The sequence below is a fragment of the Ectopseudomonas toyotomiensis genome (genome assembly GCF_017167985.1).
Taxonomy (GTDB): domain Bacteria; phylum Pseudomonadota; class Gammaproteobacteria; order Pseudomonadales; family Pseudomonadaceae; genus Aquipseudomonas; species Aquipseudomonas toyotomiensis.
Map to the genome: position 1 here is coordinate 482,249 of NZ_CP070505.1, position 15,515 is coordinate 497,763.

Consider the following 15,515-nt stretch of genomic DNA (forward strand, 5'->3'; position numbering starts at 1 on the left):
GTACGGCGCCCATTGTGCCGTATTTATTCGGTGCGACCAGTATCGAGCGCCTGACGACCAGCCAGCCACTCCAGGCCCAGCACCAAGGCGATACCGACGATTGCCAATACCACGGCAAGCAAGAGCTGTGGGTCCTGGCCACTGATTTCTGCAAAATGCCCCGGCAGCAGATTGCTCTGCAGCAGCGGCACCTGCTCACCTTTACTGTCGATACGCCAGCTCAGGGTCTCCTTCCAGGGCCAGACCTTGTTCAGCGACCCCAGCATCAGGCCAACCAGAAACGCCAGACTGAGGTCACGCCAACGTGATAGCAGCCAACTGAGCAGGCGCGCGAAACTGAGAATGCCAACCAGGCAGCCGCTGGCGAACACCGCCATGACCAGCAGATCGAGGTCCTTCACCGCCCCCAGCACCACCGAGTAGAGCCCGAGCAGAAGCAGGATGAAGCTGCCCGAAATACCCGGCAGAATCATCGCGCAGATGGCGATGGCACCAGCCAGGAACAAGGTCGGCAGGTCACTGCCCCACTGCATCGGGGCGGCAACGGTGATCCAGTAGGCGAAAGCCAGGCCAAGCAGAAAGCTCACCGCCCGGCTCCAGTTCCAGCGATTGATTTCTCGTCCGACCATATAGGTAGACACCAGAATCAGGCCGAAGAAGAACGACCATACCGGAATCGGATGATGCTCAAGCAGATAGGTAATCAGGCGTGCAAGCGTGAGAATGCTGGTCAGGATGCCGCACAGCAGCACCAGCAGGAAGGTCGCGTTGGCCATCTGCCAGGCGTCCTTGATACGGCCACGCAGTAGCAACAGAAGCGCTTCGGGAATGCTGGCGATGGAGCGCAGCAGTTCGTCATAGATACCGCTGATAAATGCGATGGTGCCGCCAGAAACGCCTGGCACCACATCGGCAGCGCCCATGGCCATGCCCTTGGCATAGAGCAGGAAATGTTTCTTCATGGATCCTTCCAGAGCAATGGAGCGGTCAGGCCAGCGGCCCATTGAGCAACGGCACGAAACGCACCGCATCGAGCACGTGACGGGAAAAACCACCCTCTTCACGCACGATCAGCAACAGTTGTTGCACATCACCGCTACCAACCGGAATGACTAGACGTCCGCCTGGGGCCAGTTGATCGAGCAAGGCCTGAGGCACTTGCGCGGCGGCAGCGGTGACGATGATGCCGTTGTACGGACCGAGCGCGTTCCAGCCTTCCCAGCCATCCCCCCAGCGAAAGACCACGTTGCGCAGCTTGAGTTCGGCCAGACGCTCCTTGGCGCGATCCTGCAGCACCTGAATACGCTCGACCGAAAACACTCGCTCGACCAATTGCGCCAGCACAGCGGTCTGGTAACCAGAGCCGGTACCGATTTCCAGCACCTTGTCCAGCGGGCCCGCAGCCAACAGTAGCTCGGTCATGCGCCCAACCATATAAGGCTGGGAAATGGTCTGGTTATGGCCGATAGGCAGCGCGGTGTCTTCATAGGCGCGGTGCGCCAGGGCTTCGTCGACGAACAGATGGCGCGGCGTACGGCGGATCACTTCCAGTACCCGCGCGTTGGAAAGCCCCTCCTCGTAGAGGCGCTGAATCAATCGTTCGCGGGTGCGCTGCGAGGTCATGCCGATCCCGCTGCGCTGCATCTCGTCCTGTCCACGCATCAGAAGATGCCCTCCAGCCAGCCATCCATAGATTCGAGGGCCTCATTGAACGTGCGATCGAGCCTTAGCGGCGTGATCGATACATAACCTTGCATCACGGCATGGAAATCGGTGCCCTGACTGCCGTCCTCGACATCACCGGCGGCAGCGATCCAGTAACCTTCCTTGCCACGCGGATTGACCACCTTGACCGGTGCAGCCGCGCGCGCGCGATGACCGAGACGGGTCAGTTGCACGCCACGGATATGCTCCAGCGGCAGGTTCGGCACATTGACGTTGAGCACCGTGCGCGGTGGCAAATCCAGGGTCGCATGTGCCTCGACCAGCTTGCGCGCGAAATAGGCAGCGGTAGGCAGGTTATCGGGCAGGCGCGAAAGCAGCGAGAACGCGAACGCCGGCTTGTCCAGGAAACGTCCTTCCAGCGCTGCGGCGACGGTGCCGGAATAGAGCACGTCATCACCCAGGTTGGCGCCCAGGTTGATGCCGGAGACGACCATATCCGGCGTTTGCTCGAGCAGGCCATTGAGGCCCAGGTGCACACAGTCGGTAGGCGTGCCATTGAGGCTGATGTAGCCATTGGCCAAGGCCATGGGATGCAGCGGACGGTCGAGCGTCAGCGCACTGCTGGCACCGCTCTTGTCTTCGGCAGGCGCGATCACCACGCAATCGGCATAGTCGGCCAGCGCTTGGTGCAACGCAGCGATACCGGGCGCGTTCACCCCGTCGTCGTTGGAAATCAGAATTCGCATGGAGTATCCGTCTGCCCTGCTGGCACCAGATCGAGCAATTCGCGCACCACCACGGTGGCGAAACACCCGGCCGGCAGGACGAATGCAAGTTGCAGAATATCGGGTTCGGGATAATGCCATGACAGGCCGCCAATGGGGAGGCGCAGAATTCGCCGTTCGTGCGCCATGTCCGCCTTGATCAGCCATTGCACCAGTTGCGCAGCGTCATCGGCCACGCTTTGCTCGAGCTGCAGGGTAGCGCCGCTGGTCGGCAGAGCGCCATCGCCCCACAACGGACCGGTGGGATGCAGATCGAGAATGGCCAGGCGCGGGTCAACGCACTCGGCCTCACCGGCCATGAAGAAACTGCGGCTGGTGGTGAAGGCCAGCAAGTCACCAATCTGTGCCTGGCTCCAGGTGTCAGCAGCGACGCGCCTGGCCAGCACCTGATTGAACAGATAGCTGCGCACCGAGGACAGCAGGCGCGAACGCAGGTTGCGCTGCACCGGTAGCTCGAGGCGCGCGGCAAAATCGCGGGCCTGTTCGACATTGCCGCCATCGAAGCCGAAGCGTTGCAGGCCGAAATAATTGGGCACGCCTTGCGCAGCGATACGCTGCAGGCGCTGCTCCAGCGCATCGCGGTCCGCCTCCAGGGCAGTCAGGCGCAAGGTGAAACCATTGGCGGCATGGGCACCACGCTGCAATTTTCGGTTGTGCCGCTGGCTGCGCAGGATGACCAGATCATCGCCCTGCGCGGCCACCAGATCGGGATCGGCCTTGCCCGGCAGGTGCAGACTGAACCACTGGCGGGTCAGCGCCTGACGATCCTTGAGGCCCGCATAACTGACCGCCTTGAGCGGCAGGCCGGCAGCACGGGCGATACGCCGGGCGGCCTCTTCGGTATTCAGGCCGCGCTTTTCCACCCATAGCCAGAGGTGCTCACCCTGACCCGTGAGCGGGATGTCGAGTACCTCGTCAACCTGGAAATCCTCGGCCGTGGCCTTGAGTACCGCGCGCCCGCAGGCCTCGCCGTGGGCACGCGGCCCGAGCAGTTGCAGCTCGTTCATGCCTTGACCAGCAGGGCCACGGCGTGCACCGCGATACCTTCCTCACGCCCGGTAAAACCCAGCTTCTCGGTGGTGGTGGCTTTGACGTTGACCTGATCCAGCTCGATGCCCAGATCCTCAGCGATGCGCTCGCGCATGCTCTGGATGTGCGGCGCCATCTTCGGCGCCTGGGCGATGATAGTGGCGTCGACGTTACCCACCGCGTAGCCCTTGGCACGCACCAGGCCCATCACATGGCGCAACAGCGCGCGGCTGTCAGCGCCCTTGAAGGTCGGATCGGTATCGGGGAAGTGCTTGCCGATATCGCCCAGCGCCACGGCGCCAAGCAGCGCATCACTCAGGGCGTGCAGCAGCACGTCACCGTCGGAATGAGCGACAAGACCGAATTTATGGGGAATCCGTACGCCGCCGAGGGTGATGAAATCGCCTTCGCCGAAGCGGTGTACGTCATAGCCATGACCGATACGCATAAAGAACAACGCCCTGAAAAAGTCAGGGCGTGATTCTAACCGCATTGCCCGTAGCCCGGATGAAATCCGGGAAAATCGCACCCCGGATTTCATCCGGGCTACGCCGGCTGCGGCTGCAGGGTGCGCCGTGCGCACCAAGGGACAGAGTTTGCCCTGATGAGCGCAGCGCAGAACGACCTACGTCAACGCCTCGGCGTGATGACGCAGGTGGTCATCGATAAAGCTGGCGATGAAGTAATAGCTGTGGTCATAGCCAGGCTGCATACGCAGCGTCAGCGGATGACCGACAGTCTTGGCTGCCGCCTGCAACACCTGGGGTTTGAGCTGACCCTCGAGGAAATCGTCACGATCACCCTGATCGATCAGAATCGGCAGCTTCTCGCTGGCCTCGGCGATCAGCACGCTGGCATCCCACTCACGCCAGCGCGAGCGCTCCTCGCCCAGGTACAGCGAGAAGGCCTTCTCGCCCCAGGGGCAGTTCATCGGATTGCTGATCGGCGAAAACGCTGACACCGACTGATAATGCCCCGGATTCTTCAGCGCGCAGATCAGCGCCCCGTGACCACCCATGGAGTGACCGGCGATGCCGCGCTTGCCCGAAACCGGGAAGTTGGCTTCGATCAGCGCTGGCAACTCCTGCACCACGTAGTCATACATGCGGTAATGCCGCGCGAAGGGCTCCTGGGTCGCGTTGACATAGAAGCCGGCACCCAGACCGAAGTCGTAGGCGCCGTTGGCGTCATCGGCCACTCCCTCGCCACGCGGGCTGGTGTCCGGCGCGACGATGATCAGCCCCAACTCGGCGGCCATACGCTGGGCGCCGGCTTTCTGCATGAAATTCTCGTCCGTGCAGGTCAGGCCACTGAGCCAGTACAACACCGGCAGCTTGGCGCCCTGCTCGGCCTGAGGCGGCAGGTAGACCGCGAACACCATGTCGCAATTGAGGCAGCTGGAGCGATGGCGATAGCGCTTGTGCCAACCACCGAAGCTCTTGTTGCTGGAAACGATTTCGAGGGTCATGGGCATCTCCGTAGGGTGCGCCGTGCGCACCACTTGATCCTGGTGCGCATGGCGCACCCTACAGTCAGGTCACCCTGAAGTCAGAAATGAATGACGGTGCGGATGCTCTTGCCTTCATGCATCAGCTCGAACGCCTCGTTGATGTCTTCCAGCGGCAAGTTGTGAGTGATGAAGGTATCCAGCGGGATTTCACCGCTCTGCGACTTCTCGACATAGCTGGGCAGCTCGGTACGCCCCTTGACGCCACCAAAGGCGCTGCCACGCCAGACGCGGCCGGTCACCAGCTGGAATGGACGGGTGCTGATCTCGGCACCGGCCGGCGCCACGCCGATGATGGTCGACTCGCCCCAGCCCTTGTGGCAGCACTCCAGCGCGGCGCGCATCAGTTGCACGTTGCCGATGCACTCGAAGCTGTAGTCGACGCCACCGTCGGTCATCTCGACGATGACCTCCTGGATTGGCTTGCTGTGCTCTTTCGGGTTGACGAAATCGGTGATACCCAGCTCACGCGCCACCGCCTCTTTGGCCGGATTGATGTCGATACCGATGATGCGCGAAGCCTTGGCCATCTTGGCGCCGATGATGGCAGCCAGACCGATGCCACCCAGGCCGAAAATAGCCACGGTGGAGCCCTCGGTAACCTTGGCGGTATTGAGCACCGCGCCGATACCGGTGGTCACGCCGCAGCCGAGCAGGCAAACCTTCTCCAGCGGTGCATCCTTGGGAATCTTGGCCAGGGAGACTTCCGGCAGCACGGTGTACTCGGAGAAGGTCGAGCAGCCCATGTAGTGGTAGACCGGCTCGCCGTTGTAGGAGAAGCGGCTGGTGCCATCGGGCATCAGGCCCTTGCCCTGGGTGGCGCGCACCGAGCTGCACAGATTGGTCTTGTTGGATTTGCAGAATTTGCACTCGCCGCATTCGGCGGTGTACAGCGGGATCACGTGGTCGCCGACTGCCAGTGAGGTGACGCCCTCACCCACTGCCTCGACGATACCGCCACCCTCGTGGCCGAGAATGCAGGGGAACACGCCCTCGCTGTCCTGGCCGGACAGGGTGTAGGCGTCGGTGTGGCAGACGCCGGTCGCGACGATACGCACCAGTACTTCACCGGCCTGAGGTGGCGCCACATCGACCTCGACGATTTTCAGGGGTTCATTCGGGGCGAAGGCGACGGCAGCACGAGACTTGATCATGACAGTTCTCTCAGGGGAGCGTGGACAGTGGTCGGCAGTCTAGTTCATGTCCAATACGTGATAATCAGCAGCAGAGCAAAACATTATTGCCGTACAGGGATAATATTGAGCCTCATTACATCGCCCGCAAGCGGGCTCCTACGGGTGTAGCCGGATGCAATCGGGAGCACAGGAGAAGAAGCATCGATGAATCGCTGGGAAGGACTCGACGAATTCGTCGCCGTGGCCGAATGCGGGCAGTTCAGTGCCGCGGCCGAGCGCCTGGGATTGTCTACGTCGCAGGTCAGCCGCCAAGTGGCACGTCTGGAGGAACGCCTGCAGAGCCGCCTGTTTTATCGCAGCACTCGGCGTGTGGCTCTGACCGAGGCCGGCCAGCTGTTCCTGCAACACTGCCAGCGCCTGCAGGATGCCCGCGAAGAAGCGCTGCGCGCGGTCGGCGACCTCGGTGCGGAACCCAAGGGACTGTTGCGCATGACCTGTGCAGTGGCTTACGGCGAACGCTTCATCGTGCCACTGGTCAACGACTTCATGGCGCAGCATCCGCAGCTGCGCGTGGAGATCGAACTGTCCAACCGTCAGCTCGACATGCTGCACGAAGGACTGGACCTGGCCATCCGCCTGGGGCGCCTGCAGGACTCGCGCCTGATGGCCATGCGTCTCGCGCCTCGAGAAATGTATCTGTGCGCTGCTCCCGACTATCTGCAACGCTACGGGCGCCCGCACTCGCTATCCGAGCTAGCCCGACACAATTGCCTGGTGGGTAGCAGCGACCACTGGAGCTTTGCCGAGAACGGTCGCGAAACCCAGGTGCGCATACAGGGTAACTGGCGTTGCAATAGCGGCCAGGCCGTGCTCGACGCAGCGCTGCGCGGTTTTGGGCTGTGCCAGCTACCGGACTATTACGTATTGGAACACCTGCGCAGCGGAAGGCTGATCTCTCTGCTGGAGCAGCATCGCCCACCCAACACCGCAGTTTGGGCGCTTTACCCGCAGCAACGTCACCTTTCGCCCAAGGTACGTCAGTTGATCGACTCGCTGCGCCAGGGGCTTGGCCAACGCGCCGAATACCTCGATCACTCCTGAGATTCTGCAACAACCTTGTCACCCAGCTGAACGGTCATGGAATGTCACAAGCTGGGGCGAAACTTGAGCGAGGCGACCGCGTCACAATCCATGCACCCCGCCAAACGGGGCCTCACGAACTCAGTTACATGAGGACATGGTTATGCAGGTTCTGGTCAACAGTGGTAAGCACGTCACCTCCTCGATGGACTTCAAGGATGACATTCGCAGTCGCATCCGGGACAAGCTCCAGCGCTACGAGGACCACCTCACCCGGATCGAAATTCATCTCTCCGACGAGAACGCGCTCAAGAGTGGCCCACAGGACAAGCGCTGCAAGGTCGAGGCGCGGATGAAGGGACGCGATCCACTGACGGTCTCCCACGATGCCAGCGAACTGCAGCAGGCGATCGACGGCGCCATGAACAAGCTGACCAACGCGCTGGATCGCAACCTGGGCAAAGATGCCAAACGCTGGACACACTGATGCGACAGTTCTAGTTCAACGGTCTTGCGGCCATATGGACTGTAGATAATGCAAATCTTCCGGGCGGGTGACCTTGAGGTTATCCGCCCGGCCTTCGATGAGCCGGGGCGACTGCCCTGCCCACTCCATGGCCGAGGCTTCATCGGTCACTGCCACACCTTCTTCCAGCGCTTGCGCCAGTGCCTCGCGTAACGCCCCCAGGCGGAACATCTGCGGTGTGTAGGCCTGCCAGATCACGCTACGATCCACGGTCTCCAACACTCGACCATCGCGCCCGATACGCTTGAGCGTATCGCGCACCGGCACCGCCAGCAGGCCGCCGACCGGATCATCAGTCAGACTGTCCAGCAGGCGATCCAGATCCTCAGGGGTGAGGTTGGGACGCGCGGCGTCGTGCACCAGCACCCAGTCATCTCTATCGGCACCACCGGCCAGTAACGACTCCAGCCCGGCCAGCACCGAGTCGGCGCGCTCACGCCCGCCAGGTGCACGGCGGATACGCGGATCACGCGCCAGTGGCAGCTGCGGCCAGAACGGGTCATCCACGGCAACGCATACCACCGCGCCCAACAGGCCGGGATGGTCGAGAAAACAATGCAGAGTATGTTCGAGAATGCAGCGGCCGGCGATCTGCAGGTACTGCTTGGGTCGGTCGGCGGCCATCCGCGCGCCGACGCCGGCGGCCGGGATCACCAGCCAGAACTTCGTGATCATTCGGTCAGCAGATAGAGGGTTTCACCCTCTTTGAGCATGCCCAACTCCTGACGCGCCCGCTCTTCCACGGTTTCCATGCCGCGCTTGAGCTCCATCACCTCGGCCTCGAGGATACGGTTGCGCTCCAGCAACCGCTCGTTCTCGCCCTGCTGTTCGGCGATCTGCTGTTGCAGACGGCTTGCAGCAGCCAGGCTGCCGTCGCCAATCCACAGTCGATACTGCAGACCGACCAGCAACAGGATCAGCACGATAAACAGCCAATACGGACTACGCATGGAGCGGCTCGCAGATTGAGTCATCGGCATGGTAGGGGCTGCGTTCATGCTTGAAAAGAAGCCGTCTGATGAGTGACATGGGGTTTCGGTACCTGCATCCGTGCATTGGTTCCCAAGGATCGACGAAGCGTCCACGAAAAAGGGCGACTTGCGTCGCCCATCTTCAGACTAAAACGATCTCGCGAGCTAGAGACCTACAAGGCGCAACGACCAACGGGAGTAACAGCCGAAGGCTGGCCCGAAGGGTGAGCGCCAGCGAATCAAACAGGCGAGGAAGCGCAGTTTACTGAAGTAAATGAGCATTCCGAGCCTGTTTTTAACGCAGTAGGTCCGACGCGCAGCAGATCGTGATCAGCCGCGGAACTCGGCACGGCCCTTGTATGGTGCCTTGGCGCCGAGCTGCTCTTCGATACGCAGCAACTGGTTGTATTTGGAAACGCGGTCGGAACGGCACAGCGAACCGGTCTTGATCTGACCGGCGGCAGTACCCACGGCCAGGTCGGCGATGGTGCTGTCTTCGGTTTCGCCACTGCGGTGCGAGATCACGGCGGTGAAGCCAGCAGCCTTGGCCATCTGGATGGCTTCCAGGGTCTCGGTCAGCGAGCCGATCTGGTTGAACTTGATCAGGATCGAGTTGCCGATCTTTTCGTCGATGCCGCGCTTGAGGATCTTGGTGTTGGTGACGAACAGGTCGTCGCCAACCAGCTGTACCTTGGCACCGATCTTGTCGGTCAGGACTTTCCAGCTGGCCCAGTCGGACTCGTCCATGCCGTCTTCGATGGAGATGATCGGATAACGCTCAGTCAGGCCCGCCAGGTAGTCGGCGAAACCTTCACCGCTGAATACCTTGCCTTCGCCGGCCAGGTCGTATTCACCATTCTTGTAAAACTCGCTCGATGCGCAGTCCAGCGCCAGGGTCACGTCGTCACCCAGCTTGTAGCCGGCGTTGGCAACGGCTTCAGCGATGGCGGCCAGAGCGTCTTCGTTGGAGGCCAGGTTCGGCGCGAAGCCGCCTTCGTCACCCACAGCGGTGTTCAGGCCACGGGCTTTGAGCACGGCTTTGAGGTGATGGAAGATCTCGGCGCCCATACGCAGCGCCTCGGCAAAGCTCGATGCGCCAACCGGCTGCACCATGAATTCCTGGATGTCGACGTTGTTGTCGGCATGCTCGCCGCCATTGATGATGTTCATCATCGGCACCGGCATGGAGTAGACGCCCGGGGTGCCGTTCAGATCAGCGATGTGCGCATACAGCGGCACACCCTTGGCCTGGGCAGCGGCCTTGGCGGCAGCCAGGGACACGGCGAGGATGGCGTTGGCGCCCAGTTTGGCCTTGTTCTCGGTACCGTCGAGCTCGATCATCGCGCGGTCCAGCGCCTGCTGATCGGTCGCGTCCTTGCCCAGCAGCAGGTCACGGATCGGGCCGTTGATGTTGGCGACGGCTTTCAGCACGCCCTTGCCCAGGTAACGGCTCTTGTCGCCGTCACGCAGCTCCAGCGCTTCGCGCGAGCCGGTGGAAGCGCCGGACGGAGCGCACGCGCTGCCGACGATACCGCCTTCCAGAATTACATCCGCTTCCACGGTGGGGTTGCCGCGGGAGTCGAGAACCTCACGACCCTTGATGTCGACGATCTTTGCCATTCTTGATAACGCTCCAAAGGTTGACGATAAGACGGCAGCAGCAGGCTGCACTGGGCCGCCGCTGCCGGAGGGCAGATCGACGGCTCACTCTGACTCACGGGTCAGGGGGATTTTTCTCGGGCGGCACTTTACCGGATTACGACCGGCTCAGGCAGTCTCGATTGGCGGAAAACTCTTGATCAGGTCATCCAGCTGCTTGAGCTGAGTGAGGAACGGCTCCAGCTTGTTCAGGCGCAGGGCGCATGGACCGTCGCACTTGGCGTTTTCCGGATCCGGATGGGCCTCGAGGAACAGGCCTGCCAGGCCCTGGCTCATGCCGGCCTTGGCCAGATCGGTAACCTGGGCGCGGCGACCGCCAGCAGAGTCGGCGCGACCACCCGGCATCTGCAGGGCGTGGGTCACATCGAAGAACACCGGATACTCGAACTGCTTCATGATGCCGAAGCCGAGCATGTCCACCACCAGGTTGTTGTAACCGAAGGAGGAACCACGCTCGCAGAGGATCAACTGATCATTACCGGCCTCTTCGCACTTGGCCAGGATGTGCTTCATTTCCTGCGGGGCGAGGAACTGTGCCTTCTTGATGTTGATCACCGCACCGGTCTTGGCCATGGCCACCACCAGGTCGGTCTGCCGCGACAGGAAGGCCGGCAGCTGGATGATGTCGCACACCTCGGCCACTGCAGCCGCCTGGTGCGGTTCGTGAACGTCGGTGATCACCGGCACACCGAAGGTCTTCTTCACTTCCTCGAAGATCTTCATGCCCTCCTCCAGGCCCGGGCCACGGAAGGAGGTGATGGAGGAACGGTTGGCCTTGTCGAAACTGGCCTTGAACACGTAGGGGATGCCGAGCTTCTCGGTCACCCGTACGTACTCTTCGCAGGCCTGCATGGCCAGGTCACGCGACTCGAGCACGTTGATGCCACCGAACAGCACGAACGGCTTGTCGTTGGCGATCTCAATGCCGCGAACCTTGATGATCTTCTGTGCCATGGATCAGACCTTCTTCGCTTTCTGTGCCAGGGCAGCGTTGACGAAACCGCTGAACAGCGGGTGACCGTCACGCGGCGTGGAGGTGAATTCCGGGTGGAACTGGCACGCGACGAACCAGGGATGGTTCGGCGCCTCGACCACTTCGACCAGCGCGCCATCGCCGGAACGACCAGTGACCTTCAGGCCAGCCTCGGTCAGCTGCGGCAGCAGGTTGTTGTTCACTTCGTAGCGATGACGGTGACGCTCGACGATCACGTCCTTGCCGTAGCAGTCATGCACCAGAGAGCCAGCCTGCAGCTGGCAGTCCTGAGCACCCAGGCGCATGGTGCCGCCGAGGTCGGAGCTTTCGCTACGCTGCTCGGTCGCACCGGTCGCGTCCTGCCATTCGGTGATCAGGCCGACCACCGGATGCGTGCTGGCCATGTCGAATTCGGAAGAGTTGGCGTCGGTCCAGCCCACGACGTTACGGGCGTACTCGATCACTGCCACCTGCATGCCGAGGCAGATACCCAGGTAAGGAATCTTGTTCTCACGGGCGTACTGCACGGTCTTGATCTTGCCTTCCACGCCACGCAGACCGAAGCCGCCCGGCACCAGGATGGCATCGACACCTTCAAGCAGCGCGGTGCCCTGATTCTCGATGTCTTCGGAATCGATATAACGCAGGTTGACCTTGGTACGGTTCTGGATGCCGGCGTGGCTCATCGCCTCGATCAGCGACTTGTACGCATCGAGCAATTCCATGTACTTGCCGACCATGGCGATGGTGACTTCTTTTTCCGGGTTGAGCTTGGCATCGACCACGCGATCCCACTCGGACAGGTCGGCACCGCCGCATTCCAGGCCGAAGCGCTCGACGACGAAGTCGTCCAGGCCCTGGGCATGGAGCACGCCCGGAATCTTGTAGATGGTGTCGACGTCTTCCAGGCTGATCACCGCACGCTCTTCGACGTTGGTGAACAGGGCGATCTTGCGCCGCGAGGACACATCGATCGGGTGGTCGGAACGGCACACCAGCACGTCCGGCTGCAGGCCGATGGAGCGCAGCTCCTTGACCGAATGCTGGGTAGGCTTGGTTTTGGTCTCGCCGGCGGTGGCGATATACGGCACCAGGGTCAGGTGCATCAGCATGGCGCGCTTGGCGCCCACTTCCACACGCAGCTGACGAATGGCTTCGAGGAACGGCTGCGACTCGATGTCGCCGACGGTACCGCCGATTTCCACCAGGGCCACGTCGGCATCGCCGGCGCCCTTGATGATGCGACGCTTGATCTCGTCGGTGATGTGCGGAATGACCTGGATGGTCGCGCCCAGGTAGTCACCACGGCGCTCCTTGCGCAGCACGTCTTCGTACACCCGACCGGTGGTGAAGTTGTTGCTCTTGGTCATCGTGGTGCGGATGAACCGCTCGTAGTGACCCAGGTCGAGGTCGGTCTCGGCGCCGTCGTGAGTGACGAACACCTCACCGTGCTGGAACGGGCTCATGGTGCCCGGATCGACGTTGATGTAAGGGTCCAGCTTGAGCATGGTGACCTTCAGGCCCCGCGCCTCCAGGATGGCCGCCAGTGAAGCCGAGGCGATGCCTTTCCCCAATGAAGAAACAACACCACCCGTGACGAAGATGTAGCGCGTCATGAAAAACCCTAGAAGTCTGCGTTTAAGCGGTCAGTGCCGCCGGGGAAAGCGAAGGAGCGCCATCAGTACGAACAATGGCAAGCTCGCCAAGCTCCCTGAGGGAGTCGGCAAAAGCTGTAGTAAGACGGGAGCGTAGTCTACCCGAAAGGCCTTACCAGCTCAAACCTTGCGCGCCGATAGGCGGCGACCAGTGCAGACGCACCCCGCCGGCCTGGATTTCTGACGACTGCGACAGGTTCGCCACCGCCATCAGCTCATCACCAGCGAACAGCAGCGGCAGCCGTGGACGCACGAATGCCGGCACGCGCAGCTCGTTGAGCAGACGCTTGAGATCACGCCTGCCACGCCCCGGCAGTAGCAGCGACTCACCGCCCTGGCGGTAACGCAAATGCCAGCGACCTTGCGGCAACTCGCCCTGTAGATGCACATGACCATTGTCGGGAAGTTCGACCGATTCGGAAAACGAGTCGCAGGCCAGATCGAGTGGATCCAGCGGCCGCAGCCACTCACCACTGAGCCACCAAAGCCGACCATCGGCACGGTGCAACTCGCCATCGGTCAGTTTCCAGATCGGTGCCGCATCCGTGGCGGCATCACGCAGGTCACACCAGCCGGCCCAGTGATCGCTATCGGGCAGGCGCGTCAGTGGCGCCAACCAGTGGCGCAGCAGATTACGCTGACGCGCATCGCTCAGCGCGCTCACTGCCGACAATTCCAGAGACGGTAGAGTCAGCCAGGGGCATGCCGAAACGCCATGGGTAGCCGCCAGGTCCATCGCAGCCAACTCATCCAGCAATTGCTGAGTTTCACCCAGGTGCCTGGCGCTACGCGCGATATTTGCCGTGAACTGCGGCCAGCGTTCGGCCAGCAGCGGCATCACCTGTCTGCGTAGGAAATTGCGACTGAAACGCTCGTCGGCATTGCTCGGGTCCTCGATCCAGGTAAGGCCATGACTCTGCGCATATTCACGCAACTCAGCTCGAGAGCTGTCGAGCAACGGCCGAAACAGACCGCCCTGCCCCAACGACCGACTGGCCGGCATCGCCGCCAGCCCGCGTACGCCGGCACCGCGCAACAGACGAAATAGCAGAGTTTCGGCTTGATCGTTGCGATGCTGGCCACTTAGCAACACTTCGCCCGGTTTCAACCGCTCGCAGAAAGCCTGGTAACGCGCGCTTCGTGCAGCCTGTTCAAGGCTGGCACCTGGCGTGACCCGAACCCTGACGACTTCGAGAGCAATGCCCAACTGCTCGCAGACACGTGCGCAATGTTCCGGCCAGGCGTCGCCGGCCGGCTGCAGTCCATGATGGACATGAATGGCGTACAGCGGCGGCAGTTCCTCGTGCCGCGCCCAGTCGGCGAGCAGATGCAGCAGCACGCTGGAATCCAGGCCACCGGAGAAGGCAATACGCCAGGCAGGGGCCGTACGCCAAGGTTGCAGAGCCTGGCGCAGGCGAAGTTCGAGAGCAGTCATCATTCAAGCTTAAACAACAACGGGCCCGAAGGCCCGTGGTGGTGTGCGATAGATATCGTAGGGTGCGCCATGCGCACCAAGATACCGGCGCTACAGCCATTGGTGCGCACAGCGCACCCTACAACAGCCGTTGAGAAACTCAGGCGATGCCGTAGCTCATCAGACGGTCATAACGACGCTTGAGCAGCGTCTCGGTGTCATGCTTCTGCAGGCTGGCCAGTTGCTTGGTCAGCTCCTGGCGGATCGACTCGGAAGCCGCCGCCGGGTCGCGGTGCGCGCCGCCCAGTGGCTCGGCGATGACCTGATCGACGATACCCAGATCCTTCAGGCGCTCGGCGGTGATGCCCATGGCCTCGGCGGCATCCGGCGCTTTCTCGGCGGTGCGCCAGAGGATCGAGGCGCAACCTTCCGGCGAGATCACCGAGTAGGTGGAGTACTGCAGCATGTTCAACTGGTCGCAGACACCGATGGCCAGCGCACCGCCGGAACCACCTTCACCGATCACCGTGGCGATGATCGGCGTCTTCAGGCGCGCCATCACACGCAGGTTCCAGGCGATGGCCTCGCTCTGGCCGCGCTCCTCGGCATCGATACCCGGGTAGGCACCGGGCGTGTCGATGAAGGTGAGAATCGGCATCTTGAAGCGTTCGGCCATTTCCATCAGGCGGCAGGCCTTGCGGTAACCTTCCGGACGCGGCATGCCAAAGTTGCGGCGCACCTTCTCGCGCACCTCACGGCCCTTCTGGTGGCCGATGATCATCACCGGCTGGTCGCCCAGACGGGCAATGCCACCGACGATGGCGGCGTCGTCGGAGAAGTGACGATCACCATGCAGCTCGTCGAACTCGGTAAAGATGTGCTGGATGTAATCCAGGGTATACGGGCGGCGCGGATGGCGAGCCAACTGAGCGATCTGCCAGCTGGTCAGGTTGCCGAAGATGCTTTCGGTCAGGGTGCTGCTCTTGTCCTGCAGGCGGGCAATCTCATCGCCGATATTCAGCGAGTTGTCGTTACCAACCAGGCGTAGCTCTTCGATCTTGGCTTGCAGGTCGGCGATCGGCTGTTCGAAATCGAGGAAATTCGGGTTCATAGTC

The 15,515-nt window shown here is 61.9% G+C and carries 16 protein-coding genes; 2 read left to right on the top strand and 14 right to left on the bottom strand.

The features are described from left to right. Window positions 1-23: 23 nt before the first annotated feature. The 7 genes from JWV26_RS02055 to JWV26_RS02085 form a co-directional block, all read right to left on the bottom strand. Window positions 24-962: a polyprenyl-phosphate transporter gene (locus tag JWV26_RS02055; protein ID WP_072425437.1), complete on the bottom strand. Its 939-nt coding sequence runs from the start codon at window positions 960-962 to the stop codon at window positions 24-26. 25 nt (window positions 963-987) lie between these two features. Next, window positions 988-1,662 (bottom strand): protein-L-isoaspartate(D-aspartate) O-methyltransferase, encoded by a 675-nt coding sequence (locus JWV26_RS02060; protein WP_017674762.1) that lies wholly within the window; start codon window positions 1,660-1,662, stop codon window positions 988-990. Then, on the bottom strand, window positions 1,662-2,411 hold the full coding sequence (surE, locus tag JWV26_RS02065) for a 5'/3'-nucleotidase SurE (RefSeq protein ID WP_206418265.1): 750 nt from the start codon (window positions 2,409-2,411) through the stop codon (window positions 1,662-1,664). The genes JWV26_RS02060 and surE overlap by 1 nt, the downstream gene beginning before the upstream one ends. Beyond that, the gene (gene truD, locus JWV26_RS02070; RefSeq protein WP_206418266.1) at window positions 2,399-3,457 is read right to left on the bottom strand and encodes a tRNA pseudouridine(13) synthase TruD; all 1,059 of its coding nucleotides are present in this window, start codon (window positions 3,455-3,457) and stop codon (window positions 2,399-2,401) included. The genes surE and truD overlap by 13 nt, the downstream gene beginning before the upstream one ends. After that, entirely contained in the window at window positions 3,454-3,927 is a 474-nt protein-coding gene (gene ispF, locus JWV26_RS02075; RefSeq protein ID WP_206418267.1) for a 2-C-methyl-D-erythritol 2,4-cyclodiphosphate synthase, read from the bottom strand. Before ispF ends, truD begins: the two co-directional genes overlap by 4 nt. A 177-nt stretch (window positions 3,928-4,104) precedes the next feature. Continuing rightward, entirely contained in the window at window positions 4,105-4,947 is an 843-nt protein-coding gene (gene fghA, locus JWV26_RS02080; RefSeq protein ID WP_206418268.1) for an S-formylglutathione hydrolase, read from the bottom strand. A gap of 80 nt (window positions 4,948-5,027) precedes the next feature. After that, window positions 5,028-6,140, bottom strand: a complete 1,113-nt coding sequence (locus JWV26_RS02085; RefSeq protein WP_206418269.1) for an S-(hydroxymethyl)glutathione dehydrogenase/class III alcohol dehydrogenase — start codon at window positions 6,138-6,140, stop codon at window positions 5,028-5,030. A 186-nt stretch (window positions 6,141-6,326) separates the two neighbouring features. Here JWV26_RS02085 and JWV26_RS02090 point away from each other — a divergent pair, with 186 nt between their 5' ends. After that, window positions 6,327-7,223, top strand: a complete 897-nt coding sequence (locus tag JWV26_RS02090) for a LysR substrate-binding domain-containing protein (protein ID WP_206418270.1) — start codon at window positions 6,327-6,329, stop codon at window positions 7,221-7,223. Window positions 7,224-7,365: 142 nt separating this feature from the next. Further along, complete coding sequence (locus tag JWV26_RS02095) at window positions 7,366-7,689, top strand: HPF/RaiA family ribosome-associated protein (RefSeq protein ID WP_017674769.1); 324 nt, start codon at window positions 7,366-7,368, stop codon at window positions 7,687-7,689. Window positions 7,690-7,704: 15 nt separating this feature from the next. Here JWV26_RS02095 and ispD read toward each other — a convergent pair whose 3' ends face one another. From ispD to JWV26_RS02130, 7 genes are all read right to left on the bottom strand, one after another. Continuing rightward, a complete protein-coding gene (gene ispD, locus JWV26_RS02100) occupies window positions 7,705-8,403 on the bottom strand; it encodes a 2-C-methyl-D-erythritol 4-phosphate cytidylyltransferase (RefSeq protein ID WP_074918150.1) in 699 nt (232 codons plus the stop codon). Further along, a complete protein-coding gene (locus JWV26_RS02105) occupies window positions 8,400-8,678 on the bottom strand; it encodes a septum formation initiator family protein (RefSeq protein ID WP_074918152.1) in 279 nt (92 codons plus the stop codon). The genes ispD and JWV26_RS02105 overlap by 4 nt, the downstream gene beginning before the upstream one ends. 351 nt (window positions 8,679-9,029) lie before the next feature. Beyond that, the gene (gene eno / locus JWV26_RS02110; RefSeq protein ID WP_206418271.1) at window positions 9,030-10,319 is read right to left on the bottom strand and encodes a phosphopyruvate hydratase; all 1,290 of its coding nucleotides are present in this window, start codon (window positions 10,317-10,319) and stop codon (window positions 9,030-9,032) included. Window positions 10,320-10,466: 147 nt separating this feature from the next. Then, entirely contained in the window at window positions 10,467-11,312 is an 846-nt protein-coding gene (kdsA, locus tag JWV26_RS02115) for a 3-deoxy-8-phosphooctulonate synthase (protein ID WP_072425445.1), read from the bottom strand. A 3-nt stretch (window positions 11,313-11,315) separates the two neighbouring features. Next, a complete protein-coding gene (locus JWV26_RS02120) occupies window positions 11,316-12,947 on the bottom strand; it encodes a CTP synthase (RefSeq protein WP_072425446.1) in 1,632 nt (543 codons plus the stop codon). Between the two features lie 151 nt (window positions 12,948-13,098). Next, window positions 13,099-14,421: a tRNA lysidine(34) synthetase TilS gene (gene tilS / locus JWV26_RS02125; protein WP_093050536.1), complete on the bottom strand. Its 1,323-nt coding sequence runs from the start codon at window positions 14,419-14,421 to the stop codon at window positions 13,099-13,101. Between the two features lie 139 nt (window positions 14,422-14,560). Further along, a complete protein-coding gene (locus tag JWV26_RS02130) occupies window positions 14,561-15,511 on the bottom strand; it encodes an acetyl-CoA carboxylase carboxyltransferase subunit alpha (RefSeq protein ID WP_017674776.1) in 951 nt (316 codons plus the stop codon). Window positions 15,512-15,515: the final 4 nt, after the last annotated feature.